The organism is Stenotrophomonas maltophilia (assembly GCF_039555535.1).
In the GTDB taxonomy this organism is placed as follows: domain Bacteria; phylum Pseudomonadota; class Gammaproteobacteria; order Xanthomonadales; family Xanthomonadaceae; genus Stenotrophomonas; species Stenotrophomonas maltophilia_Q.
This window is the reverse complement of sequence record NZ_CP154630.1, coordinates 4,370,002-4,395,638: the sequence shown is the minus strand read 5'-3', so window position 1 is coordinate 4,395,638 and position 25,637 is coordinate 4,370,002. Positions and strand designations below refer to the sequence as shown.

Here is a 25,637-nt window from a genome sequence, read left to right as displayed (position 1 = left end):
GGACGCAGCCGCGAGGCTGCGTCCTTTTTTATTGGGCGACGGTTGGCTTCATCCACGCATGGCGTGGATCTACCGATGCTGGGGCTGGGTTTCATCCACGCGTGGATGGATCACACCGTTGCCGCCGTGCAGTACCGCCGCGTATGGCGCGGCTTTGCCCCGCGCGGCTGAAAACGCGACAATGCAGGGGTTTCCCCGCCGCGCGCCCACCCTGACGGCGACGGGGGAAAGCGACACGGTTGCACGTGGCCCGGCGCTGGCGCCGGCCTTCCCCTGAGCATTGCTACAGAGTCCAAGTCCCCCATGTCCAAGATCCTCTATACGCTGACCGACGAAGCCCCGTTCCTGGCCACCCAGTCGCTGCTGCCGATCGTCGACGCCTACACCGCCACTGCCGGCATCGTGGTGGAAACCCGTGACATCTCGCTGTCCGGCCGCATCCTGTCGCAGTTCCCGGAACTGCTGTCCGATGCACAGAAGGTCAGCGACGACCTGGCCGAGCTGGGCCAGCTGGCGACCACCCCGGACGCCAACATCATCAAGCTGCCGAACATCTCCGCTTCGGTGCCGCAGCTGAAGGCGGCCATCAAGGAACTGCAGGACCAGGGTTACCCGCTGCCGGATTACCCGGAAACCCCGGCTGACGACCAGCAGCGCGACTACAAGGCGCGCTACGACAAGGTCAAGGGCAGTGCAGTGAACCCGGTGCTGCGTGAAGGCAACTCCGACCGCCGCGCACCGCTGTCGGTGAAGAACTACGCGCGCAAGCACCCGCATCGCATGGGCGCCTGGGCGTCGGATTCGAAGTCGCATGTCGCGCACATGGCCGCCGGCGATTTCTACGGCAGCGAGAAGTCGGCCACCCTGGCCAATGCCGGTTCGCTGAAGATCACCTTCCACGGCAAGGACGGCAGCGCCGTCGTGCTGAAGGAAAAGACCGCGGTCAAGGCCGGCGAGATCGTCGATGCCGCGGTGATGAGCCGCAAGGCACTGGCCGCGTTCATCGGTGAGCAGATTGCCGATGCCAAGGCCCAGGGCGTGCTGTTCTCGCTGCACCTGAAGGCGACCATGATGAAGGTCTCCGACCCGATCATGTTCGGCGTGGCGGTCAACGAGTTCTACAAGGACGTGCTGGCCAAGCACGCCGACGTGCTCAAGCAGGCCGGTTTCGATGCCAACAACGGCATCGGCGACCTGGCCGCGCGACTGCCGTCGCTGCCGGAAGCCACCCGCGCCGCGATCGAAGCCGACCTGGCCGCTGAGTACGCACAGCGTCCAGGCGTGGCCATGGTCAATTCGGACAAGGGCATCACCAACCTGCACGTGCCGAGCGACGTGATCGTCGACGCCTCGATGCCGGCGATGATCCGCGACTCCGGCAAGATGTGGAACGCCGAAGGCAAGCTGCAGGACACCAAGGCGGTCATTCCGGACCGCTGCTACGCCGGCGTGTACCAGGCCGTCATCGACGACTGCAAGGCGCACGGCGCCTTCGACCCGGCCACCATGGGCTCGGTGCCGAACGTCGGCCTGATGGCGCAGAAGGCTGAGGAGTACGGCTCGCACGACAAGACCTTCCAGATCGCCGCCGACGGCGTGGTCAAGGTCACCGACGACGCCGGCACCGTGGTCTTCGAACATGCCGTGGAAGCCGGTGATATCTGGCGCATGTGCCAGACCAAGGACGCGCCGATCCAGGACTGGGTCAAGCTGGCCGTCGAGCGCGCTCGCCTGAGCAGCACCCCGGCCGTGTTCTGGCTGGACGCCGCCCGCGCCCACGACGCGCAGGTCATCGCCAAGGTCGAGCAGTACCTGAAGAACCACGACACCGCCGGCTTGGACATCCGCATCCTGCCGCCGGTGGAAGCCACCGCGTTCTCGCTGGACCGCATCCGCAAGGGCGAGGACACCATCTCGGTGACCGGCAACGTGCTGCGCGACTACCTGACCGACCTGTTCCCGATCATGGAGCTGGGCACCAGCGCCAAGATGCTGTCGATCGTGCCGCTGATGGCCGGTGGTGGCCTGTTCGAGACCGGTGCCGGTGGTTCGGCCCCGAAGCATGTGCAGCAGTTCGTTGAAGAGGACTACCTGCGCTGGGATTCGCTGGGTGAGTTCCTGGCCCTGGCCGCGTCGCTGGAACACCTGGGCAACCGCTACGACAATGCCGCCGCCCGCGTGCTGGCCAAGGCGCTGGACGAAGCCAACGGCCAGTTCCTGGACAACGACAAGTCGCCGTCGCGCAAGCTGGGTGGCATCGACAACCGTGGCAGCCACTTCTACATCGCGCTGTACTGGGCCCAGGCGCTGGCCGCGCAGGACGAAGATGCTGCGCTGAAGGCACGCTTCGCACCGCTGGCCAAGGCGCTGACCGACAACGAGCAGAAGATTGTTGAAGAGCTGATCGCTGTGCAGGGCAAGGCCGTGGACATCGGCGGCTACTACCGCCCGGACGTGGCCAAGGCCGGCAAGGCGATGCGCCCGAGCGCGACCTTCAACGCCGCGCTGGAGCAGCTGCGCGGCTGATACATCGCCGCTTGGTCGTGACACCGGAACCCGCGCCTCGGCGCGGGTTTCTTTTTGCCTCCGGGGTCAGATCCCTTCTGCGCGCAAAAGGGATCTGACCCCAATCTGCTTTGGGGGTCGGATCCCTCTGCCCGCAGAGGGCTCCGACCCCATCCCCCGGCGACCAGAACCGCGAAATCCGTCAACCGGCGTAATGCTGTCAAGAGGGCATGAAACTTGCCCGCGATGGCGGTCGCAGAATGGATCGGCACGGGTTTGCAGTTGCCTTCAATCTGAGCAATCGATCACGACGGTTGCCTCCAGCGATGCCCTAGCCTTGGCGACGCGAGACCACCGGGGAGGTGGTCGCACGGGGAACACCGATGGCACGCGTGCTGGTAGTGGGAACCGACATCCAGGGCGAGCAAGCCCTGCTGCAGCGGCTGCGACTGGCCTCGGCCCTGCCTGATGGCCAGATCCGTCGCAGCCAGGACCTGGACGACTGCGACCTGCTGGTCATCCGCGATACACCGGCGCTGCGCAATGCAGCCCTGCGCATGCGCCAGCAACGACCGCGACTGCAGTGCTGGATCGAGGATCTGGGGGGCCAGCTGCGCGACGGCGATGGCCACCAGGACGTACTTGATGACGGAGCCATCGGCCGCGCGCTGCGCGGGATGCAGTTGGCAGTGGAGCCTCTGGCCATGCAGGCACCCGCACCGATCCGCCTGGCCGATGGTGCACACGCCATCACCCGCCTCCTGCGCGAGCGGCTGCCGTTGCGCCAGGGCCAGGCCCTGCTCTGCGATGCCGGCGAGCCGATACTGCTGATGGACCTGGAGCACGACCAGGCGGTGCTGCTGCAGGAGCCTGCCGCTGCGCTGGTCGAACGCCTGGCCGATGCCTTCGAACGCCTGCAGCTGGATGCGCTCACGCCAGCGCGCCTGCAGGCCCTGGCCGCTGATCGGCCGCGGCAGCCGCTGCGGCCCCTGCTGTGGCAGTGGGCACAGCGCAGCCGCCATTGGCAGGCGCTGGACGAGCGCTTGCGTGGTGCTTCGGTGAAGCTGCTGCGCTGGCCCGACTTCCGTGTGCTGGGCCATGACCACGATGGCTTCCGGCTGTGCTCGCTGCTGCTCAAGCGCGCGTGCACGGTGGACGAGTGCGCGATGCTGCTCGAGCTGCCAGCCGCTGCCGTGCGCGACTTCATCCATGCCGCCTACCTGTGCGGCTATGCGCAGCTGCAGGCAGCGCCGGCGGTAGCGCTGTCGGCAGGTGCTGCCGGCACCGACAACGGCCTGCTCGCCCGCCTGTGGCGGCACCTGCGCGGGAGCGAGCGCAATGCGTGAGCACAAGGTGGTGGTGCTCGGTGGCATGGGCAGTGGCAAATCGACCCTGGTGCGCAGCATCGCGGCCGGGGCGGTGATCGATACCGATGTGGCCAACAGTGACCGCGTCGGTGCCGACAAGGCGTCCACCACCGTCGCCCTGGACTATGCCGATATCGACCTGCCCAATGGCGAGCGTCTGCGCCTGTACGGCACGCCGGGCCAGCAGCGCTTCGATTTCCTCTGGCCGATCCTGCTGCAGGGCGCCCGCGGCGCCGTGCTGCTTCTGGACGCGCGGCGCGCGGGCGTGGTTGCCGAACTGGAGGATTACCTGCAGGTGCTGCGGCCGTTCGCATCGTCATTGGCACTGGTGGTGGCCGTCACCCATCTCGACCAGGCGCCGCACGCCGCGCTGGATGACTGGGCTGCACGCGCCAGCCTCGATGATCAACCGCTGCCCTTGCTGGCAGTGGATGCCCGCGACCGCGAACAGGGATTGCTGCTGATGGATGTATTGATGGGTGAGATGGAAGCGCACGCACTGGTGGCCGCGCATGGCTGACGGGCAGGTGGCGGTACTGCCCGATGCCGGCCAGCGTGAGCGCCTGCAGCCGCTGCTGCAGGACCTGCGGCAGCGGGTGGAAGGCGTACGCACGGTGGTGCTGGCCAGTGTCGATGGCTTCGCCCTGGTCAGTGCCGGTGCCGAAGGGCGTGGTGAACGCCTGGCAGCGATGACCAGCGCGATGCTGGCGCTGGCCGCAGCGGTGGGGCGCGAACTGGTGCTGGGTGATCTGCAGACGCTGATGCTGGAGGCCGCGGGCGGCAAGGTGCTGATGCTGGCGATCCAGGCCGAAGGGCGCGCGCCGCTGCTGCTGATGGCGGCCTGCGACCAGCGCAGCGTGATCGGCCAGGTGCTGTGGCAGAGCAGGGAATGTGGCCAGGCGATCCTGGCTGAACTCGGCGGATCGTGAGCCCGGCCGCAGGGGAACGAGGGGCTCGAACCAACATCGACAAGGGGTGCGACGTGGCTGGATTGAATGAATCGTTGAACGCACTGATGGGCATCGACGGCGCGCAGGCAGTGGCGCTGGTCGACTACGAAAGCGGCATGTTGCTGGGCGAGGCCGGTGCCGGCATGGACATGGAAGTGGCCGCCGCCGGCAACACTGAAGTAATCCGCGCCAAGATGAAGACCGCCGCATCGCTGAATCTCAACGACAGCATCGAGGACATCCTGATCTCGCTGGGCAAGGCGTACCACATCATGCGCCCGGTGGCGAAGAAGAAGGGGCTGTTCTTCTACATCGTGCTCGACCGTACCAAGTCCAACCTGGCCCTGGCCCGGCGCAAGGTGCAGGACGTGGAGGCCGATCTGGCGATCTGAAGCGCCGGCTTCTGTGGAGCCGAGCATGGGCTCGGCTCCACAGGAGAGCGAAACGTCATGCTCGGCTGCGCGTCGCATCTGTAGAGCCGAGCCATGCTCGGCTGCGCTTCGCATCTGTAGAGCCGAGCCATGCTCGGCTGCTTTCAGCCGCAGTCACTTCGCCGGAAGCAGCAGCGCGGCCACGAACGAAAGCGCCTTGCTGTCGCGCGCTGCAAAGTACGCCGGTGCTTTCTCGGGGAGCCATACTTCATTGAAGTGGCGGCGGAAGTCCTCGTAGAACTCGTTGGGGTACAGCTTGGCCGGCACCGTGCGCCCATCCGGGTAGGTGTGGTCATACGTCGGCAGTGCATCGGTGTCGACACCCCGTTGGTCCCTCAGCCACTTGCAGAACAGGCGCCCTTCGGAAATGTCCGGCACCAGCGCCTGCGGCAGGGTGTAGCCAGCCTGTTCAAGCGGTGCAATCAGGTTCAACGTCAGCTCGTTGAGCATCGAGAAGTGGGTGTACGGCACCCTGGCCCGGTTCTGCATGTAGCGCTCGATATGCACGGGCATCACCGCGTTGGCGCGACCCTGCTGCCATTCCACCACCCACTGCGCCACCTTCACCGCGAACTTGCGGGACAGCCACTGGCCCAGGTTGATGGCCAGATAGGGATGGATCCAGGTGCCCTGCATGGTCGGGATTCCGCCGGAGACCACGTGGATGAGTTCGTGCTCGGCCAGCCCGGTCTGGAGGGTGAGCTCCTGCAGGAACTCCTCCGTCGATTTCAGTGCCCGGTAGTCGGACCAGCGCTTGTTCACGGACTGGCACAGCGCGGTGGCGCTGATGTAGCCGTCTCGCACCCGCTGCGGGATTACGTTGCCTTCCTCCATGCGTGGGATCAGGGTCATTTGCTGCATGCGTCACCTCGTGCCGTTGTGAGCCTGAAAGGGTAGGCAACGCGGTGGACCGGGGTCTGTAGGAATCGTTGCGTTTTCGTGGGACGCAAGGGGCCTGCCCCGGCAGAGCCGGGCCGACGCTCGGCTGTGCTTCGGGCAGATTGCGGTGAACCGGGCCGGGCATGGGCCCGGCTCTACACAAGCCACCCCACGCCAGCGTATGGTGAAGCCGGTCCTACCGGGTGAGTCCTGCATGTCCGAGCCTCACATTGCTGCCGAGCTGGCACCGCGCATCGCGGTGGCCATCCGCGATGGCTTCGAGGATTACCACGCTCGATTCGCAGGCGTGACCGCCCGCGCGCGGCAGCGCTTCGAGCAGCGCGACTGGGCCGGCGCCCGCCAGGATGCGGTCGAGCGCATTGCGCTGTACGACCTGTGCATTGCCGAGCAGATGGATGCACTGCGCCGCCTTGCCGGCGAGGCGATCGGCGAACGTGCGCTATGGCTGCAGGTGCACGCGCAGTACAGCGCGCTGCTGCTGGGACTGATCGACGCCGAGTTGTACAAGACCTTCTACAACACGTTGTCGCGGCGCATGTTCGCCACCCGCGGCGTGGATCCGGCGTTGGAGTTCATCGCCTTTGATGTCGAGCCGTCCGATGCGATCACCCATCCGGTCGCGCGGCATACCTACGCGGTTTCGCCGACGCGGCCGGTGGAGGCCCTGCAGCGCGCGTTGGCCGATTATCGCTTCGACATTCCGTATGCGCACCAGCTGCGCTGCGCGGCGGCCATCGCCGTGCGCCTGCAGGACGACCTGGCCCACTGGGGCGATACACCCGTGCGCAGCGTCGAGCTGCTCGACACCGTGTTTTATCGCGAGCGCCGCGCCTATCTGGTCGGCCGCGTGTTCGGCGAGCACCGCTTCTCACCCTGCGTGATCGCGCTGGTCAACGATGAGCGTGGACTGCGTGCCGACGCGGTACTGACCCGGCGCCGCGACGTCGCCCATCTGTTCGGCGTGTCGCGCAGCTACTTCCAGGCAAACCTGGCCACGGTAGGTGATGCCGTAGTGTTCCTGCGCAGCCTGCTGCCGGGCAAGCCCATTGATGAGATCTACACCGTGCTGGGCCGTGCCAAGCAGGGCAAGACCGAGCGCTACCGCACCTTCTTCCGCCACTTCAACGAGCATCCGCAGGAGCGGCTGGTGCATGCCGAAGGCACGCCGGGCATGGTGATGGCGGTGTTCACCATGCCCAGCTATCCGCTGGTGTTCAAGCTGATCCGCGACCGTTTCGCATGGCCCAAGGCGATGTCGCGGCAGCAGGTGGAAGAGAAGTACGCGCTGGTGTTCAACCTCGATCGCGTCGGCCGCCTGCTCGACGCACAGCCCTATCGCCACCTGCGCTTCCCACGCGACCGCTTCGCTCCTGCACTGCTGGACGAACTGCTGCAGCAGTGTGCACAGAGCGTGCGCGTCGATGGCGACGAGGTGGAGATCGCACTGTGCTACGTGCAGCGCCGTTTCCGTCCATTGAACCTGTACCTGCGCGAGCAGGGCGGGGAGGCGGTACGTGCAGCGGTGCTCGACTACGCGCAGGCGATCACCGACATGGCACGCAACAACATCTTCCCCGGTGACATGCTGCCGAAGAACTTCGGTGTGTCGCGGCACGGCCGGGCCGTGTTCTACGACTACGACGAACTGTGCCTGGTCAGCGACTGCGTGTTCCGCGCCTGGCCACAGCCGCGCACACCGGAGGAAGCACTGGCTGACGAACCCTGGTTCCATGTGGGGCCGCGCGATGTGTTCCCCGAACGCTTCGGCCCGTTCATGGGCCTGCCGGCGGGTGAACTGGCCGCGGTCCGCGAGCACTACCGGCATCTGTTCGATCCGGCGTGGTGGCAGGGCCTGCAGGAGCGCTTCGCCCGCGGTGACTATCCGGATACACCGCCCTATGCTGGCGCGCACCGGTTGGCGTAGCCAGGCCGGACTGTCCCGGATGTGAAGACTGCGCTACGCTCGGCACTCATCACCAAGGATCCGGCAATGATGCGTCGCCCCCTGTTCCTCGCTCTCGCGTTGGCCGTCGGTGCCGGCGCTCCCCTGCTTGCTGGCGATGCCAGCGCACAGACCACGCGCGCGGTGCGTGCCACCGCGGAGATGAGCATGGTGCTCTCTGGCCATATCGAGGTCACGCCCGAGGGCGCGGTCAGTTCACTGGTACTGGACCAGAAGTCGATGCTGTCTCCGAGCATCGCGTCCTTCGTGGAGGGCACCATCGGTGGCTGGCGCTTCGAACCCACCCTGCGCGATGGCAAGGCGGTGGCGGCACGTGCGCCATTGCGGGTGCGCCTGCGCGGCAAGGCCATGGCCGATGGTGGCTACGAAGTCAGCATGACCAGCGTCAATTTCAGCGAGTACGATGAGAAGGCCACCGATTCGGTGACCCAAGGGCGCATGACTCCCCCGCGCTATCCGGAAGAGGTCTATCGGAGCGGTGGGCAGGGTGAAGTGCTGCTGGTGGTCAGGATCGCGCGTGATGGCACGGTGGCCGATGTCGTCGCCGAGCAGGTGAACATGACCGTGGTCGGACGCGAGCGCGCCCTTGCCAAGATGCGCGAGATCCTGGCCAGGGCCGCCGTCAGCAGTGCCCGCAAGTGGACGTTCAAGCCACCGACTACCGGCGAAGCCAGCACCCGCGACAGCTGGACGGTACGCATACCGGTGAATTTCGGCCTGAACGATGATCCCAATGGAGCGGAGCGCTATGGCCGCTGGCGTGCCTTCATTCCGGGCCCGCGGCAGGCCGTGCCGTGGCGGAAGGCAGATGCGATCGAGCAGGCCGGCAGCGACCTGCTGCCCGAGGGCGGCATCTACATGGTGGACGGCGCCAAGCGCGGCCTGCGCCTGCTGACGCCGCTGGAGCAGGGCTGACGATCACTGCGGAGCCGGCCAGGCCGGCTCCGCGTCAATCGGCGTAGGGGTAGACCACCACCCGGTTGCGGCCCTGTTCCTTGGCCAGGTACAGCGCCTTGTCGGCCAGTCGCAGCGCCTGCTCGGCGTCGATGTGGAAGCTTGGGAAATGGGCCACGCCCAGCGAGACGGTGATGGTGCCGACCGGCTCAAACGGATGGTCGGCAATGTGCTGGCGAAGACGCTCGCCAGCCTGTCGCGCTGACTCGGCGCTGATGCCCGGCAACAGCAGCAGGAACTCCTCGCCACCGGCGCGGCAGAGGATGTCGCTGTCGCGCGAGTAGCGGCGCATCTGGTCGGCGATATGGACGATGGCGGCGTCGCCGACATCATGGCCGTGGTTGTCATTGATCGATTTGAAGCGATCGATGTCCAGTGCCAGGATCGCGAACGGGATGCCCTGTACCTGCAGGGCATCCAGCGCCTGCTGCAGGCCACGGCGGTTGAGCAGGCCGGTCAGTGGATCGGTGCGGCTGGCGCGGTTGAGCGTGCCGATGCGGTCCTGCAGCGCATTGAAGCTGTGCAGTACCGCCTGCTTCAGCTGGGCGACCTCGAAGTACCACGCGCGGATGCCGCTGACGTGGTTGATCGCGTTGCCGGTGTCTTCGCCACCCTGCACGTTGCGTGCGAGCTGCCACAGCGGCATCGAGATGCGACGGGCGAACCACCAGGTGATCAGCAGCGACAGCAGGCCCAGCGGAATCGCGTTCCAGATCACTGCGGTCATCAACCGCGACAGCGGCTGCAGCGTGGCCTCGGTCGGGCGCTGGGCGATGATGCCCCAGCCGGTGGCCGCCACCGGCGCGTAGCCGGCCAGCATCGACACGCCCAGGTTGTTACGCACCTGCTGCGCGCCGCGCTCGCCACGCACCACGGCCTTCACCGCGGGGTTGCCGACCACGTAGTCGCCCACCCGTTTGCCATCGGCGTGGTACAGCAGGCGACCATGACGGTCGACCACGTACAGGTAGGAACCATCACGGTAGTAGTGCTTGCCCAGAAGCGTGTGCAGCGCGCTGCGCTGGCGCAGGTACAGGGTGCCGCTGACGTAGCCGCGATAGCGGCCCTGGCGGTCGAAGATCGGGTGTGACAGCGAAACCAGCAGCTTGCCGGTGGCCGACTGGTACGGGTCGCTGATCATCGGCTGGCGCGCGGCCAGTGCGGCGTTGTTGCCGACGCTGTGCAGCACTTCGCCCTGCAGCTGCAGGGTCTGCGGCGAGGTGGCGATCACCAGGCCGTCGGCATCCACCACCAGCGAAGAGTTGAAGCTGTTGGTCTGCAGCTGCAGGCGGCTGGCTTCGTCCTGGGCCTGCGCCGGATCGAGATTGCCCTGGCCGAGCCGGGTGGCGGCGTAGGCCAGTTCCTGCTGGGCAGCCAGCAGGAAGTTCTGGGTGGTCTCGGCCAGCTTGGTGGCGTAGACGCGGTTGGCTTCCAAGGTATTGCCGACCAGCTGGTCGCGCTGCACCCGGTAGCTGGCCAGCAGGGTGTTGGCCAGCGCGATGATGGCACTGAGCAGGGCCAGGGCGAGGATCAGCTTGCCCAGGTTGAGGCGGGGAGACAGCGTTCGCATGCGTCGACGGATCCGGCAGGAGGCTGGACCCGACCGGTTCTCCGGAAGGGGCGACAGCGGGAATCGGTGGCCAGGCCCTCGGGGCCGGGCAGGGCATCGGGCGGATTATCGCCAAAACCGGGCGGCGGTGAAGTGAAGTGGGTCGCCCTGCAGGCAAAAAAAAACCTGCCGCAGCGAGCGGCAGGTTCTTTTCGATGCAATGCCGTGGATCAGCGCTTCATCGAACCGAAGAACTCGTCGTTGGACTTGGTGTTCTTCATCTTGTCGAGCAGGAATTCCATCGCGGCCATTTCATCCATCGGATGCAGCAGCTTGCGCAGGATCCAGATCTTCTGCAGCAGTTCCGGTTCGATCAGCAGGTCTTCGCGGCGGGTGCCCGAACGGTTGATGTCGATGGCCGGGAACACACGCTTTTCAGCGATACGACGGCTCAGGTGCACTTCGCTGTTGCCGGTGCCCTTGAACTCTTCGTAGATCACTTCGTCCATCTTCGAGCCGGTGTCGACCAGCGCGGTGGCGATGATGGTCAGGCTGCCGCCTTCTTCCACGTTGCGCGCGGCACCGAAGAAGCGCTTCGGGCGGTGCAGGGCGTTGGCGTCCACACCACCGGTCAGCACCTTGCCCGAGCTCGGCACCACGTTGTTGTAGGCGCGGGCCAGGCGGGTGATCGAGTCCAGCAGGATCACCACGTCCTTCTTGTGCTCGACCAGGCGCTTGGCACGCTCGATGACCATTTCGGCCACCTGCACGTGGCGCGCGGCCGGCTCGTCGAAGGTCGAGCTGATGACCTCGCCGCGCACGGTGCGCTGCATTTCGGTCACTTCTTCCGGGCGCTCGTCGATCAGCAGCACGATCAGGTGCACGTCCGGATGGTTGGTGGTGATGGCGGTGGCGACCTGCTGCATCATCATCGTCTTGCCCGCCTTCGGCTGGGACACGATGAGCGAGCGCTGGCCCTTGCCCTGCGGTGCCATCAGGTCGAGGATGCGGCCGGTGATGTCTTCCGACGAACCGTTGCCACGCTCCAGGGTGAAGCGGCGGCGCGGGAACAGTGCGGTCAGGTTCTCGAACAGCACCTTGTTCTTCGACGCTTCGATCGGCTCGCCGTTGATGGTGTCGACGATGTTCAGCGCGAAGTAGCGCTCGCCGTCCTTCGGGAAGCGGATGCGGCCAGAGATGTGGTCGCCGGTGCGCAGGTTGAAGCGGCGGATCTGGCTGGGCGAGATGTAGGTATCGTCCGGGCCGGCCAGGTAGCTGGCTTCGGCCGCGCGCAGGAAGCCGAAGCCGTCCGGCAGGATTTCCAGCACGCCGTCGGCGGCGACGCCGTCACCATGGCGGGTCAGCACCTTCAGCAGGGCGAAGATCACGTCCTGCTTGCGGGCGCGGGCCACGCCTTCGGAGATCTGCAGCTGCTCGGCGATTTCCAGCAGCTTCTGTGCCGGCATGCGCTTGAGGTCGCTCAGCGAATAAACCGGGAAGCCTTCCGGCACGTTCGCATGCGGGCGCGGCACGAAGGGCTGCTGCTCGCCGCCGTCGTTGGGCAGGCCGTCGTCGCGGAAGCGGTTGTTGTTGCGGTCACGGTCGCGGCGGTTGCGGAAACGGTCACGGCGGTTGCCCTGGCCTTGCCCCTGGCCCTGCTGGCCGTTCTGGTTGTACGGGTTCTGGCCCTGGTTCTGGCCACCCCCCTGGTGGTTCTGCTGCCGCGGCTGGCCGGATTCGCGACCCTCACCGCCTTCGCCACCGCCACTGCTGGCAGGAGCCTCGGCGGCGGGTGCGCTCGGTGCGGAGGCGGGGGCCGGTGCCTCGGGCGCGGCGGCCAGCGGCAGGGTCGGCTGCGCCGGAGCGGCGCTGGTTTCGGCGGCTGCCGGGGCGGCGGCCTTGCTCACGCGGGGCTTGCGCACGCGCTTTTCGGCGGGCGCATCAGCGCTGCCGGTTTCGGAAGTGTTATCGGACAAGAGCGTTATTCCTCGCTTGAAGGTGCGAGCGCCCGGCTGGGGCGGCGAACGTTGGGAATGGGTCTGGAAGAAACTGCGTCCAGAGGGTGCGGCACGCGAACGCGGCCGGATATGCCGACACTATCATCGGCCTGCGGCGCCATGCAAGGGCTGCCGGGAACAGCATTCATCATGGGCGCGGTGCGCCCGCCGGCAGCCGCGGTCGGCGGCTGCCGGGGAACAGCAGGATCAGGCCAGGGCCTTGTCCAGCAGGCCGGCCAGCTGGGCCTTGCCCACCGCACCGATCTGCTCGCCGACCTTCTCGCCGTCCTTGAACACGACCAGGTACGGGATCGAACGCACGTGGTACTTGGCGGCCAGCGCACGGTTGTGGTCGACGTTGACCTTGGCGATCTTGGCACGGCCCTGGTAGGCATCGGCCAGTTCGTCCAGCGCCGGGGCGATCATCTTGCACGGGCCACACCATTCGGCCCAGAAATCGACCAGCACCGGTTCCTTGGAATTCAGCACTGCGCTATCAAAGTCGGCGTCGCCGACATGTACAACCTTGTCGCTCATCTTGGTTTCTCGTCTTGGATTGCACCCGGCCATGCCGGAGGTGGGTGAACTGGGCCATGCCCGGTGGCGCGACCCTCGTCGTTGCCTCGCGGCGCACTGCCGCGGTGCGTGCGGCGGGATGCCTGGACGCTCACGGCCGGCAGTGTACCCCTATCGCAGGGCGGGGACAGGCGCCGGCTGGAACCCAGCGTATCGTGATCGCTTCGAAGCTCGGTATGTGTCGGATTTCACTGTCTTCCCGAAGATGGGGGTGGCAGCGGGCGACACCAGCGGGCCCGGCCAGGTCGTTCAAGTCCGGTGTGGCTGGATGAAGACTGGTCGTCTCTTCGGTTCGTGAGACAGGGCATTCCGGTTTGCCGGCCCGAGTGCGTTAAACTGGGCCATTGTGCGGCGTTCGGACCGAGCGGTCCCAGCCTGCCAACCCGCCGCAGGGGCCGCAGTTTGCGACGGTGCCCCTAGACGATGAAGTGCCAGCCGCCCCACGGGCCGGCGGCCATACCAAGACGGACTCATGAGCGACAAACCGCTGACCGATTTGACCTTTTCCTCCTTCGAGCTGCATCCGGCCCTGCAGGCCGGTCTTGAAGGAGCCGGATTCACCCGCTGCACCCCGATCCAGGCGCTGACCCTGCCGGTCGCGCTGCCCGGCGGTGATGTTGCCGGCCAGGCCCAGACCGGCACCGGCAAGACCCTGGCCTTCCTGGTCGCTGTCGTGAACCGCCTGCTGACGCGTCCGGCGCTGGCCGACCGCAAGCCGGAAGATCCGCGCGCGCTGATCCTCGCCCCGACCCGCGAACTGGCCATCCAGATCCACAAGGATGCGGTGAAGTTCGGTTCCGACCTGGGCCTGCGCTTCGCCCTGGTCTACGGCGGCGTGGATTACGACAAGCAGCGCGAACTGCTGCAGCAGGGCGTGGACGTGATCATCGCCACCCCGGGCCGCCTGATCGACTACGTCAAGCAGCACAAGGTGGTCTCGCTGCACGCCTGCGAGATCTGCGTGCTGGACGAAGCCGACCGCATGTTCGACCTGGGCTTCATCAAGGACATCCGCTTCCTGCTGCGCCGCATGCCCGAGCGCACCACCCGCCAGACCCTGCTGTTCAGTGCCACCCTCAGCCATCGCGTGCTGGAGCTGGCCTACGAGCACATGAACGAGCCGCAGAAGCTGGTGGTCGAAGCCGAGACCATCACCGCCGCCCGCGTGCGCCAGCGCATCTACTTCCCGGCCGACGACGAGAAGATCCCGCTGCTGCTCGGCCTGCTGTCGCGCAGCGAAGGCGCGCGCACCATGGTCTTCGTCAACACCAAGGTGTTCGTCGAGCGCGTGGCGCGTTCGCTGGAAAAGGCCGGTTACCGCGTGGGCGTGCTGTCCGGCGACGTGCCGCAGAAGAAGCGTGAGAGCCTGCTCAACCGCTTCCAGAAGGGCCAGCTGGAAATCCTCGTGGCCACCGACGTGGCCGCCCGCGGCCTGCACATCGACGGCATCAAGTACGTCTACAACTACGACCTGCCGTTCGATGCCGAAGACTACGTGCACCGCATCGGCCGCACCGCGCGCCTGGGGGAAGAGGGCGACGCGATCAGCTTCGCCTGCGAGCGCTACGCCATGGGCCTGCCGGACATCGAGGCCTACATCGAGCAGAAGATTCCGTCCGAGCCGGTCACCAAGGAACTGCTGACGCCGCTGCCGCGCCCGGAACGCCCGGCCCCGGCGGCAGGCGAGGAAGGCGAGGACAACGAAAGCGTCGGCCAGATCTTCCGCGAAGCGCGCGAAGCCCGCGCCGCCGAGGAAGAGCGTCGAGGCGGTGGCCGCAGTGGCGGCCGTTCCGGCGGCGGTGGTGGCCGTGGTGGCCGTGACGGTGAGCGCAGCGGCGAACGCCGTTCGCGTGGCCCGCGCAAGCCACGCGTGGAAGGCGAGCAGGGCGCTGCCGCGCCGGCCGCCGGTGCCGATGGCGCCACCGCCCAGGCTCCGCGTCCGCCGCGCCCGCCGCGTGCCGAAGGCGCACCGGAAGGTGCGGTGGACGGCGAGCACAAGCCGCGCAAGCGCCGTCGTCGTCGCCACGGCCGTCCGGTCGAGGGTGCCGAGGGCGTGCAGGCCAATACCGGCAACAGCGCCAGCCCGGTCACCCCGGTGCAGGTGGTGGCCAAGCCGGTGCGCACGGCCGCTGATACCGGCGATTCGTTCCTGACCCGCATCGGCCGCAAGATCCGCCGGATGCTGTCGGGCAGCTGATCGGCCGGGGGTGGGTGCGGACCTTGGTCCGCACTGAGCCGAGCATGGGCTCGGCTCTACAGCCCCCATGCCGCCCTGTAGAGCCGAGCCTACGCTCGGCTGCTCTCGCGGCTGCCACCAATCGCCCCACCATCTCCACGCCGTCGCGCCGCTCCTGCATAATCGGGGCATGAGTGTCCTGCGCTTCGACAATGTCAGCAAACAGTACGCCGGTGGCCACGAGGCGCTGATCGATGTCAGCTTCGAGGTTGCGCCGGGCGAGATGCTGTTCGTCACCGGCCATTCCGGTGCGGGCAAAAGCACCCTGCTCAAGTTGATCCACCTGGACGAGCGGCCCAGCCGCGGTGCCGTCGTGTTTGACGAGCGCAACCTGCTGAAGGTGCGCGGCGGCGACGTGCCCCGCCACCGTCGCGCGGTCGGTGCGGTCTATCAGGACCATCGCCTGCTGATGGACCGCTCCATCGCCGAGAACGTGGCGCTGCCACTGATCCTGCGCGGCACCCGCCGCGGCGACATCGGCAAGCGCGTGCGCTCGGTGCTGGAGCGGATGGGCCTGGGCCATCGCGAGAAGGCACTGCCCTCGCAGCTGTCGGCCGGCGAGCAGCAGCGCGTCGGCATCGCCCGCGCCATTGTCGGTGAACCCAAGCTGCTGGTGGCCGACGAGCCTACCGGCAACCTCGACCCGACCCTGGCGGCGGAGATCATGGCCCTGTTCGCCGAGCTGCCCTCGCGCGGCACCAGCGTGCTGGTGGTCAGCCACGACCTGCCGCTGCTGCGCCGCATGCGCAAGCGCGTGCTGATCCTCGACCATGGCCGGCTGGTGGATGACATCTCGCCGCAGGACCTGGCGGAGTAACGCATGGCGAAGAACGAAAACAGCGAAACCGCCGCTCCCTCTCGGGTGGGCGTCTGGTTCCAGCACCACGCGCACAGCGTGGTGTTCAGCCTCGGCCGTGCCTTCCGCAAGCCGTGGGCGACCCTGCTGACGGTGATGGTCATGGCGCTGGCGCTGGCCCTGCCGCTGGGCCTGTCGATCGCGCTGGACAACCTCAAGCAGTTCGCCGGCAGCGTGCAGCAGTCGCGCGACATCAACGTGTTCCTGAAGGGCAACGTCGATGGTCCCGGTGCGCTGCGCCTGGCCGGCCAGCTGCGCGACCGCGACGACGTGGCCGAAGTGAACGTGCGCACGCCCGAGCAGGGCCTGCAGGAACTGCGCGATGCCGGCCTCGGCGAGGCGATCGACGCACTCAATGACAATCCGCTGCCCTCGCTGCTGGTGATCACCCCCGGCCAGGGCAAGGACGACGCACGCCTGGCACGTGCGCTGGAGAGCCTGCCCGAGGCCGACCTGGTGCAGCACGATGCACTGTGGCGCCAGCGCCTGGATGCCTGGCTGGCGTTCGGTGCACGGCTGGTGCAGGTGCTGTCGGTGCTGCTCGGCGTCGGCGCCGCGCTGGTGGTCGGCAACACCGTGCGCCTGGACATCCAGGCCCGCCGCGAAGAGATCGGCGTGCTGCAGCTGCTCGGTGCCAGTGATGGCTTCATCCGCCGCCCGTTCCTGTACCTGGGCGCGTGGTATGGCCTGGGTGCCGGTGCAGTGGCGCTGGCCTTGATCGGCGCCGCCGGTGCCGCGCTGCGCGTGCCGCTGGCCGAACTTTCGCGCAGCTACGGCAGTCCGTTCGTGCTGCACGGCCTGGACCTGCTGCATGGCGGCCTGGTCCTGCTCGGCACGCTGCTGCTGGGCTGGCTGGGTGCGTGGCTGGTGACCGGCCACTTCCTGCGCCAGACGCGCCCGACCGACACCTGAGACCGGCATGCAACCGCAAGCGCTGAAGCACCTTGAAGGGCCCGCGACGCGGGTGATGGTGGTCGATGGCTCGAAGCTGGTGCGCAAGCTGATCGCCGACGTGCTGAAGCGCGACCTGCCCGGCGTGGACGTGATCGGCTGCGACAGCATCGAGGACGCGCAGCAGGCGCTGGCGCAGGGCCCGGTGGACCTGGTGACCACCTCGCTGACGCTGCGTGACGGCGACGGACTGGCCCTGGCGCGGATGGTCCGCGAAGCCGCCGGCCAGGCCTATGTGCCGGTGATCGTGGTGTCCGGCGACGCCCAGCAGCACCTGGAGCAGCGCCGCTTTACCGAGTACGTCACCGACTATTTCGACAAGTCTCTCGGCCATGAAGCGCTGGCGACCTTCATCCGCGGCTATGTGCAGCCGCAGACCATTCCCGGCGCCACCATCCTCTACATCGAGGACAGCCGCGTGGTGGCCGAAGCGACCAAGCGCATGCTGGAACGTCAGCAGTTGAACGTGCTGCACGTGGTCAGTGCCGAAGAGGCGTTCACGCTGCTCACTGCCGAGTCGCTGGGCCGCAGCCGCCACCGCATCGACCTGGTGCTGACCGACGTCACCCTGAAGGGCGAACTGAGCGGCCGCGATGTGGTGCAGCGCGTGCGCGTGGACTTTGGCTACGGCAAGCGCCGCCTGCCGGTGCTGGTGATGACCGGCGACGGCAACCCGCACAACCAGACCGGGCTGCTGCAGTCCGGTGCCAACGACCTGGTGCTCAAGCCGATCGAAGAACGGCTGCTGGTCACCAAGGTGTTGTTCCAGCTGCGGCTGGCCCGATTGAACGATGGACCCCTGATTCGATGATGGATGAAGTAGCCGACACCCCGACGATCCAGCTGGAACCGAGCTGGAAGCAGCATGTCGGCGATTACCTCCTGCAGCCGCAGATGCGCGAGCTGTCCAGCTTCCTGCGCCAGCGCAAGGCCGCTGGTGCGGCAGTGTTCCCGCCTGGCCCGCAGATCTTTGCTGCGTTCGACGCCACGCCGTTTGAGCAGGTAAAGGTGGTCATCCTCGGCCAGGACCCGTACCACGGCCGAGGCCAGGCCCATGGCCTGAGCTTCTCGGTGGCGCCTGGCGTACCGGTGCCGCCGTCGCTGCTGAACATCTACAAGGAGATCGAGAGCGATCTCGGCCTCCCGCGCCCGGACCATGGCTGCCTGATTCCGTGGGCGCAGCGTGGCGTGCTGCTGCTCAACGCGGTGCTGACGGTGGAAGAGGGCAAGGCCGGCGCCCACCAGGGCCGTGGCTGGGAAGGCTTCACCGATCACGTGGTGGATGTGCTCAACCGCGAACGCGAAGGCCTGGTGTTCATGCTCTGGGGCGCCTATGCGCAGCAGAAGGGCAAGGTCATCGATACCCGCCGCCACCGCGTGCTGAAGTCGCCGCATCCGTCGCCGTTGTCGGCCCACCGTGGCTTCCTGGGTTGCCGGCATTTCTCGATGGCCAACGAGTACCTGCAGCGCCGCGGCCAGGCCCCGGTCGACTGGTCGCTGCCGCCGCGTTCGGCGCTCTGAGCGGCGGTGCCGGTCCGGGGCTGAACGCCGGGCAACGTTGCCGGCCCTGAATGGGCGTCCGGGACGGCCTGTTCAGCTAAGCTTGACCGGAATCGGCCGGTTTCCGGTAGGTAATTGCTTGAATTCCAAGGGATTGTGAATCCCGAAAAGCATGCTCGCCACTGTCATCAAATCGCGCTACGGTAGGGCTCTGTTTGGGACCAGTGTTGCATCAATAGGATGCTGGAACTTTTTCCTCCTTTAGCAGTCCAAATCCCGGACTGCTAAGATGGGTGCCTATGAGCCAGAACACCTCTACTGCCCTTGTGGCAAACAATCTCCCGATTCCCAGTGCGCTCGGTTCGCTGGACGCCTACATCGGTGCCGTGCACCAGATACCGGTGCTGTCGGTCGATGACGAACAGGACCTGGCCCGTCGCTTCCGCGACGGCAACGATCTGGACGCCGCCCGCGAGCTGGTGCATTCGCACCTGCGCTTCGTGGTGCACGTGGCCCGCGGCTACAACGGCTATGGCCTTGCCCTGGGTGACCTGATCCAGGAAGGCAACATCGGCCTGATGAAGGCGGTCAAGCGCTTCGACCCCGAAATGGGTGTGCGCCTGGTCTCCTTCGCCGTGCACTGGATCCGTGCCGAGATGCACGAGTTCATCCTGAAGAACTGGCGCATCGTGAAGGTCGCCACCACCAAGGCGCAGCGCAAGCTGTTCTTCAACCTGCGCAAGTCGAAGACGCGCCTGGGCTGGATGAACGCGGCTGAAGTCAGTGCCGTCGCCAAGGACCTGAACGTGTCCGAGCGCGAGGTCATGGAAATGGAATCGCGCCTGTCCGGTCGCGATATCGGTTTCGATGCGCCGACCGACGAGGACAACGAACACGCGCCGCCGTCGCCGGCCGCGTTCCTGGTCGCCAACGACGAAGATCCGTCGATGGCCTACGAACGTGCCGATAGCGAAGACAACCAGATGCAGCTGCTGCGCGAAGGCCTGGCCGAGCTGGATGCCCGTTCGCGCGACATCATCCGCCGCCGCTGGCTGGATGCCGACAGCAAGGTGACGCTGCAGGAGCTGGCCGACGAGTACGGCGTGTCGGCCGAGCGCATCCGCCAGGTGGAAGCGAACGCGCTGAAGAAGATGAAGGCGCTGTTCACCGCGTAAGCGGGAGGGCGTTGGAATTGTGAAAGGCCCGGCAGCAGTGCCGGGCCTTCTTCATTTGTGGGGCTTGGCCACGCATGGCGTGGCTCTACTCTGACGCCAGGGCGGTGATTGCGCCGACCGGGTCATGTGCTGGATGCTGATGTTCACGCCGTACCACGCAGTGGCACGGTATGATCATGCCACGCATCTTCCGCACACGAAGTTTCAATCGCAGCATGCGCAGGACCACCCTGTCCGACGCTGCGCTGTACCGGTCGGTACGTGAAATGGAAGCGGGTCTGGTGGATGCTGATCTTGGCGGCGGAATCTTCAAGAAGCGCGTTGCGTTGCCGGGGCGAGGAAAGCGTGGGAGCGTTCGAATCATCGTCGCTACGCAGCGAGGCGGGCATTGGTTCTTCCTTTTCGGCTACGAGAAGAATGAACGTACTGCGATCACGAATGCGGAACGGGATGCGCTGCAGTTGTACGCATCGGAGTTCCTGAAAATGAGTACGGCGCAGCTGAATCGTGCCGTGGAATACGGGGATCTACAGGAGATCGGCCATGACGAAGCCCCCTGAGCGACGGCGTGCGAAAAGTGCGCTTCTTGAAGCGGTGCATGATGCGGCTGTGAGTCTGCACGCGCATGGTTTCATTGATAAACGTCGGTTGAGCAGCTACGAAGCGCTTTGCCTTGAGCCGGTCCCTGAATACAGCAGTGCCCAGATCCGTGCCCTGCGTACGTCATTGCAGCTCAGTCAGCCGGTATTTGCGGGAGTTCTCAATACCAGCGTTTCCACCGTACGCAGCTGGGAGCAGGGCGAAAAGAAGCCCAGCGGACCGTCACTGAAGTTGCTTAACCTGATTGAACGGAAGGGCCTCGAAGCAGTCCTGTAAAGCAAAGGCCCGGTTCTGCCGGGCCTTCGCTTTTCCATGGTGTTCAATCCACGCATGGCGTGGATCTACCCCAAGCCCCGCATGATCGACGCCATGCATGGATGCGGCAAGATCCAGTGGATCCACGCGATGCATGGATGCCCTGATGCCGCGTCGGCCTCAGCCCTCGCGTGCGATCGCGCGCCAGCCGATGTCGTTGCGGTGGAACTCGTTGGCCCACGTCACCTTGGCCACGCCGGCGTAGGCATTGGCCTGCGCATCACCCACGCTGTCGCCCAGCGCGGCCACGCACAGCACGCGGCCGCCGGCGCTGACCACCTGGCCCTGTGCATCCAATGCCGTACCGGCGTGGAATACCTTGGCAGTGGCCGGCACTTCATCCAGGCCGGAAATCACGTCACCGGTGATCGGCGCTTCCGGGTACGGCTTCGCCGCCATCACCACGCCCAGCGACGGCCGTGCGTCCCACTGCGCCTGCACCTGGTCCAGACGGCCGTCGATGGCCGCTTCCACCAGCTCGACCAGGTCCGACTGCAGGCGCAGCATCACCGGCTGGGTTTCCGGATCGCCGAAGCGTACGTTGAACTCGATCACCTTCGGCGCGCCGTTGGCATCGATCATCAGGCCGGCATAGAGGAAGCCGGTGAACGGGATCCCGTCGGCGATCATGCCCTGCACGGTCGGGTTCACCACCTCGCGCATCACGCGGGCATGCACTTCCGGGGTGACCACCGGGGCCGGCGAGTATGCGCCCATGCCGCCGGTGTTCGGACCGGTGTCGCCATCGCCGACGCGCTTGTGGTCCTGCGAGGTGGCCATCGGCAGCGCATGCACGCCGTCCACCATCGAAATGAAGCTGGCTTCCTCGCCATCGAGGAATTCCTCGATCACCACGCGCGCACCGGCGTCGCCGAAGGCGTTGCCCGACAGCATGTCACGCACGGCGTCCTCGGCTTCGGCCAGGGTCATCGCCACGATCACGCCCTTGCCGGCGGCCAGGCCATCGGCCTTGACCACGATCGGCGCGCCCTTGTCGCGAATGTAGGCCAACGCCGCATCCACCTCGGTGTGCACGGCATAGAACGCGGTGGGGATGTTGTGGCGGGCCAGGAAATCCTTGGCGTAGGCCTTGCTGCCCTCCAGCTGCGCGGCTGCGGCGGTCGGCCCGAAGACGCGCAGGCCAGCGGCGCGGAAGCGGTCGACCACGCCGGCCACCAGCGGTACTTCCGGGCCGACCACGGTCAGCGCCACGCCTTCGGCCTGGGCCAGCGCCAGCAGGCCGTCGATGTCGGTGACCTTCACCGCCACGTTGCGGCACTTGTCTTCGCTGGCGGTGCCGGCATTGCCGGGCGCCACGATCACTTCGGTGACACGGGAGGACTGGGCCAGCTTCCATGCCAGGGCGTGTTCGCGGCCGCCAGAGCCGATGACAAGTACGTTCATCACGAGATTCCAGATTGCGTGGGAAGGGAAGGTCGATGTCCCCGTCGGCGCAGGTGCTTCATTCGCAGCCTTCGCGTCGCAGCGATTCGGGGAAGGAATAGGCCCAGGTCTTCGGGTCCAGGGTAAAGCGGTGTTCCTGCCGGACCTGCTTGCCGCCACAGGTGGTGCCGGTTTCCTCGATCAGCAGCGGCCAGATGCGCGCGCTGCGATCGCTGTCGTCGAAACGCAGTGCGAAATCGATGCTGAAGCGGCGGGTGCGGCAGTCTTCGGCGGTGTCCGGGTCGGTGCCGGGACCCAGGTTGTCGCACTCGTACTGGGCGTCATTGTCGATATGGCTGCGGACGCTGCCGGTGGCGACCAGGCCGTTCGGGCCTGGCAGGATCAGCGACTGCGAGAGCAGCGAGAAGCCCTGCCCGAACCAGCCGTCCTCGACACGGAAGCCATGGAAGTCGCTGCCGGCGCGGATGACGCTGACCGTGCCGGGCTGGCCGCCGCTGCCGAAGCGTTCGCCGGTCAGTTCGCTGGCCACTTCGAAGCCATCGCCCTTCGGGCGCAGCACGAAGAAGTCGATCATTCCCGCATCGATGTGTGCGCCTTCGGACAGTGCGCCGCAGACCGCCAGCAACTGCTGCCAGCTGTCACCGCTCACCACCGGTTGCTCGGCGCAGACGTGCCAGTCCATCGGGCGGGTCTCGCCGTCGTCGTTCCAGCTGCCGTGCCATTCACCGGAGAGCCTGGCCTTCTTGCCATAGCGCTGGACCAGGAATGCCCGCAGTCGTGCGGTGCGGCTCACGTGCGCCGTCGGCTCGGCAGGGGCCGACGTGGCGGCCTCCGACGCCGGCGCAGGCGGGGGGGCCACTGCGGGCTTGCAGCCGGCCAGCGTGGCCGTGCCTGCGAGGGCGAGCACGGCCAGCGATTTCATTGAAGCTGTGGACATCCGTGTCGCTCCAGCATCAGTGGCGGAAGTGGCGCACGCCGGTGAACACCATGGCCAGGCCATGTTCGTCGGCGGCGGCGATCACTTCGGCATCGCGCATCGAACCGCCCGGCTGGATCACTGCCTTGATGCCGGCGGCAGCAGCGGCGTCGATGCCGTCGCGGAACGGGAAGAACGCATCGGAGGCCATCACCGAACCCTCGACCACCAGGTTCGCATCGGCGGCCTTGATGCCGGCGATGCGGGCCGAGTACACGCGGCTCATCTGGCCGGCGCCGACACCGATGGTGCGGTTGTCCTTGGCGTAGACGATCGCGTTGGACTTCACGAACTTGGCCACCTTCCACGCGAACAGCAGGTCGGTGAACTGCTTGTCGGTCGGTGCCAGCTTGCTGACCACCTTCAGTTCGTCGCGGGTCATGCCGCGGTTGTCCGACGACTGCAGCAGCAGGCCCGAGCCCACGCGCTTGCTGTCGAAGTTGTTCAGGCCATCACCATGCGGGATGCGCAGCACGCGCACGTTGGCCTTCTTCTGTGCGTATTCCAGCGCGGCCGGCTCGTAGTCCGGGGCGATCAGTACTTCCACGAACTGGCGGTCCAGGATGACCTTGGCGGTGGCGGCGTCCAGCGGCTTGTTGAAGGCGATGATGCCGCCGAAGGCGCTGGTCGGGTCGGTGGCGTAGGCCAGCTCGTAGGCATCGCCGTTGCCGGCACCCACGGCCACGCCGCACGGGTTGGCGTGCTTGACGATGACGCAGGCCGGCGCATCGAACTGGCGCACGCATTCCCACGCCGCATCGGCATCGGCCAGGTTGTTGTAGCTCAGTTCCTTGCCCTGCAGCTGCTGGAAGGTGGCCAGGGTGCCCGGCACCGGGTACAGGTCGCGGTAGAACGCGCCGCTCTGGTGCGGGTTCTCGCCGTAGCGCAGGTCCATCACCTTCACGAAGGTGGAATTCATCTGCGCCGGGTACTCGGCGCGTGCCGGCACGGCGGCGTCGGTGGCGGTGACCGCCGACAGGTAGTTGCTGATCGCCGCATCGTACTGGGCGACGCGGTTGAACGCGGCCACCGAGAACGCGAAGCGGGTGGCAGCCGTCAGCTGGCCGCCGTTGGCGTCCAGCGAGGCCAGCAGTTCGGCGTACTGCGACGGATCGGTTGCCACTGCCACGCGGGCGAAGTTCTTGGCTGCCGAACGCAGCATGGCCGGGCCGCCGATGTCGATGTTCTCGACCGCGTCGGCCAGGGTGCAGTCGGCCTTGGCGGTGACCGATTCGAACGGATACAGGTTCAGCACCAGCAGGTCGATGGCACCGATGCCGTGCTCGGCCATCACTGCGTCGTCCAGGCCGGAGCGGCACAGCAGGCCGCCGTGCACCATCGGGTGCAGGGTCTTGACCCGGCCGTCCATCATTTCCGGAAAACCGGTGACCTCGGCCACGTCCTTCACGGCCAGGCCCGCATCGCGGATCGCCTTGGCAGTGCCGCCGGTGGACAGCAGCTCCACGCCGCGTGCCGCCAGCGCAGTGGCCAGCTCGACCAGACCGGTCTTGTCGGAAACGGAGAGGAGGGCCCGGCGGACGGGCAACAGATCAGCAGTCATGGGACAGAATCGGCAGCGGAGCGGGGCCGATATTGTAGGCGGTGGGGGCCGGTGGCGGGTGCCGGAAGGGGTAATTTGCCGCAGCAATCGGCCCAGGACCGGGTTGGGCACATTGATCCGGCCCGATCAGGGGGCTGAGCCCCGGACCGGCGACGGGTTGTCGGAATCAGTCGACGATGGGGTAGGCTGTGCCCGCACTGCCAAGGATCAGCGGGTACGGATCATGTCGATCTATGCATTGAAAGGACGTTTCCAGGACCTGTTGCGTCCGGCCGTGCGCGGGCTCTACCGCCTCGGCATCACCGCCAACACGGTGACCGTGGCCGCCGCCGTGGTCTCGCTGCTGGTGGCCGCGGCCGTGTGGTGCTGCGCGCCTGCCCAGCCCCTGCTGTACCTGCTGCTGCCGTTGTGGATGCTGCTGCGCATGGCGCTCAACGCCGTGGACGGCATGCTGGCGCGCGAATTCGGCCAGCAATCGCGGCTGGGCGCCTATCTGAACGAAGTGTGCGATGTGATCGCCGATGCGGCGCTGTACCTGAGCCTGCTCAGCGTACCCGGCGTGCGCCCGGAGGCGCTGTGGCTGCTGGCCTGGACCGCGGCACTGAGCGAATACGCCGGCGTGCTGGGGCTGATGGTCGGGGCCAGCCGTCGCTATGACGGCCCGATGGGGAAGAGCGACCGCGCCTTCCTGATCGGCGTGCTGGGCCTGCTGCTGGCGTTCGGCTGGGGTGGTGCGATGACGGTCAGCGGCGTGGCCGCAGCCATGGCAGTGCTGTGCATGCTGACGATGATCAATCGCGTACGGCACGGGCTGAAGGAATCCGCGGCGACGCCGCGGCGATAGACACACCAAGACAACACGCCACATCAA

Annotated in this window: 23 protein-coding genes; 16 read left to right on the top strand and 7 right to left on the bottom strand. The window is 66.8% G+C overall.

Annotated features, from left to right (window positions below):
- Window positions 1–303 precede the first annotated feature (303 nt).
- From AASM09_RS20220 to AASM09_RS20200, 5 genes are all read left to right on the top strand, one after another.
- A complete protein-coding gene (locus AASM09_RS20220; RefSeq protein WP_049429003.1) occupies window positions 304–2,526 on the top strand; it encodes an NADP-dependent isocitrate dehydrogenase in 2,223 nt (740 codons plus the stop codon).
- Window positions 2,527–2,888: 362 nt separating this feature from the next.
- A complete protein-coding gene (locus AASM09_RS20215) occupies window positions 2,889–3,851 on the top strand; it encodes a hypothetical protein (protein WP_049429002.1) in 963 nt (320 codons plus the stop codon).
- The gene (locus tag AASM09_RS20210; protein ID WP_049429001.1) at window positions 3,844–4,392 is read left to right on the top strand and encodes a GTP-binding protein; all 549 of its coding nucleotides are present in this window, start codon (window positions 3,844–3,846) and stop codon (window positions 4,390–4,392) included. The genes AASM09_RS20215 and AASM09_RS20210 overlap by 8 nt, the downstream gene beginning before the upstream one ends.
- Window positions 4,385–4,801, top strand: a complete 417-nt coding sequence (locus AASM09_RS20205; protein ID WP_049429000.1) for a roadblock/LC7 domain-containing protein — start codon at window positions 4,385–4,387, stop codon at window positions 4,799–4,801. Before AASM09_RS20210 ends, AASM09_RS20205 begins: the two co-directional genes overlap by 8 nt.
- A 53-nt stretch (window positions 4,802–4,854) precedes the next feature.
- On the top strand, window positions 4,855–5,214 hold the full coding sequence (locus AASM09_RS20200) for a hypothetical protein (protein WP_049424080.1): 360 nt from the start codon (window positions 4,855–4,857) through the stop codon (window positions 5,212–5,214).
- Window positions 5,215–5,367: 153 nt separating this feature from the next.
- Here the strand turns inward: AASM09_RS20200 and AASM09_RS20195 are convergent, their stop codons facing one another.
- Window positions 5,368–6,105: a KilA-N domain-containing protein gene (locus tag AASM09_RS20195; protein WP_238378648.1), complete on the bottom strand. Its 738-nt coding sequence runs from the start codon at window positions 6,103–6,105 to the stop codon at window positions 5,368–5,370.
- Window positions 6,106–6,346: 241 nt separating this feature from the next.
- On the opposite strand from AASM09_RS20195, the gene aceK reads away from it, so the two are divergent.
- Window positions 6,347–8,077 (top strand): bifunctional isocitrate dehydrogenase kinase/phosphatase, encoded by a 1,731-nt coding sequence (aceK, locus tag AASM09_RS20190; protein WP_049428998.1) that lies wholly within the window; start codon window positions 6,347–6,349, stop codon window positions 8,075–8,077.
- A 66-nt stretch (window positions 8,078–8,143) separates the two neighbouring features.
- Window positions 8,144–9,031, top strand: a complete 888-nt coding sequence (locus tag AASM09_RS20185) for an energy transducer TonB (RefSeq protein ID WP_049428997.1) — start codon at window positions 8,144–8,146, stop codon at window positions 9,029–9,031.
- A gap of 34 nt (window positions 9,032–9,065) precedes the next feature.
- Here AASM09_RS20185 and AASM09_RS20180 read toward each other — a convergent pair whose 3' ends face one another.
- From AASM09_RS20180 to trxA, 3 genes are all read right to left on the bottom strand, one after another.
- Window positions 9,066–10,640 (bottom strand): sensor domain-containing diguanylate cyclase, encoded by a 1,575-nt coding sequence (locus AASM09_RS20180; protein WP_049428996.1) that lies wholly within the window; start codon window positions 10,638–10,640, stop codon window positions 9,066–9,068.
- Between the two features lie 209 nt (window positions 10,641–10,849).
- A complete protein-coding gene (rho, locus tag AASM09_RS20175; RefSeq protein WP_049428995.1) occupies window positions 10,850–12,595 on the bottom strand; it encodes a transcription termination factor Rho in 1,746 nt (581 codons plus the stop codon).
- A gap of 228 nt (window positions 12,596–12,823) precedes the next feature.
- Window positions 12,824–13,153: a thioredoxin gene (gene trxA, locus AASM09_RS20170; protein ID WP_005411275.1), complete on the bottom strand. Its 330-nt coding sequence runs from the start codon at window positions 13,151–13,153 to the stop codon at window positions 12,824–12,826.
- 511 nt (window positions 13,154–13,664) lie between these two features.
- On the opposite strand from trxA, the gene rhlB reads away from it, so the two are divergent.
- The 8 genes from rhlB (at window position 13,665) to AASM09_RS20130 (ending at window position 20,786) form a co-directional block, all read left to right on the top strand.
- Window positions 13,665–15,389, top strand: a complete 1,725-nt coding sequence (gene rhlB, locus AASM09_RS20165; protein ID WP_049428994.1) for an ATP-dependent RNA helicase RhlB — start codon at window positions 13,665–13,667, stop codon at window positions 15,387–15,389.
- A gap of 169 nt (window positions 15,390–15,558) precedes the next feature.
- A complete protein-coding gene (gene ftsE, locus AASM09_RS20160) occupies window positions 15,559–16,245 on the top strand; it encodes a cell division ATP-binding protein FtsE (protein ID WP_049428993.1) in 687 nt (228 codons plus the stop codon).
- 3 nt (window positions 16,246–16,248) lie between these two features.
- The gene (ftsX, locus tag AASM09_RS20155) at window positions 16,249–17,196 is read left to right on the top strand and encodes a permease-like cell division protein FtsX (RefSeq protein ID WP_049428992.1); all 948 of its coding nucleotides are present in this window, start codon (window positions 16,249–16,251) and stop codon (window positions 17,194–17,196) included.
- Window positions 17,197–17,203: 7 nt separating this feature from the next.
- The gene (locus AASM09_RS20150) at window positions 17,204–18,046 is read left to right on the top strand and encodes a response regulator (RefSeq protein ID WP_049428991.1); all 843 of its coding nucleotides are present in this window, start codon (window positions 17,204–17,206) and stop codon (window positions 18,044–18,046) included.
- Complete coding sequence (gene ung / locus AASM09_RS20145; RefSeq protein ID WP_049428990.1) at window positions 18,043–18,756, top strand: uracil-DNA glycosylase; 714 nt, start codon at window positions 18,043–18,045, stop codon at window positions 18,754–18,756. The genes AASM09_RS20150 and ung overlap by 4 nt, the downstream gene beginning before the upstream one ends.
- Window positions 18,757–19,034: 278 nt before the next feature.
- On the top strand, window positions 19,035–19,910 hold the full coding sequence (gene rpoH, locus AASM09_RS20140; RefSeq protein ID WP_049428989.1) for an RNA polymerase sigma factor RpoH: 876 nt from the start codon (window positions 19,035–19,037) through the stop codon (window positions 19,908–19,910).
- 176 nt (window positions 19,911–20,086) lie between these two features.
- Entirely contained in the window at window positions 20,087–20,470 is a 384-nt protein-coding gene (locus tag AASM09_RS20135; protein WP_049429009.1) for a type II toxin-antitoxin system RelE/ParE family toxin, read from the top strand.
- Window positions 20,454–20,786 (top strand): helix-turn-helix domain-containing protein, encoded by a 333-nt coding sequence (locus AASM09_RS20130; protein ID WP_100443706.1) that lies wholly within the window; start codon window positions 20,454–20,456, stop codon window positions 20,784–20,786. Before AASM09_RS20135 ends, AASM09_RS20130 begins: the two co-directional genes overlap by 17 nt.
- A 159-nt stretch (window positions 20,787–20,945) precedes the next feature.
- On the opposite strand, the gene purD is transcribed toward AASM09_RS20130, so the two are convergent.
- Genes purD through purH form a run of 3 tightly spaced genes read right to left on the bottom strand, consistent with a single transcriptional unit; the run spans window position 20,946 to window position 24,766 of the window.
- The gene (gene purD, locus AASM09_RS20125) at window positions 20,946–22,229 is read right to left on the bottom strand and encodes a phosphoribosylamine--glycine ligase (RefSeq protein ID WP_049428988.1); all 1,284 of its coding nucleotides are present in this window, start codon (window positions 22,227–22,229) and stop codon (window positions 20,946–20,948) included.
- Window positions 22,230–22,287: 58 nt separating this feature from the next.
- Window positions 22,288–23,166: a hypothetical protein gene (locus AASM09_RS20120; protein ID WP_049428987.1), complete on the bottom strand. Its 879-nt coding sequence runs from the start codon at window positions 23,164–23,166 to the stop codon at window positions 22,288–22,290.
- A 16-nt stretch (window positions 23,167–23,182) separates the two neighbouring features.
- Complete coding sequence (purH, locus tag AASM09_RS20115; protein ID WP_343368581.1) at window positions 23,183–24,766, bottom strand: bifunctional phosphoribosylaminoimidazolecarboxamide formyltransferase/IMP cyclohydrolase; 1,584 nt, start codon at window positions 24,764–24,766, stop codon at window positions 23,183–23,185.
- Between the two features lie 223 nt (window positions 24,767–24,989).
- On the opposite strand from purH, the gene AASM09_RS20110 reads away from it, so the two are divergent.
- Complete coding sequence (locus AASM09_RS20110) at window positions 24,990–25,610, top strand: CDP-alcohol phosphatidyltransferase family protein (RefSeq protein ID WP_049428985.1); 621 nt, start codon at window positions 24,990–24,992, stop codon at window positions 25,608–25,610.
- Window positions 25,611–25,637: the final 27 nt, after the last annotated feature.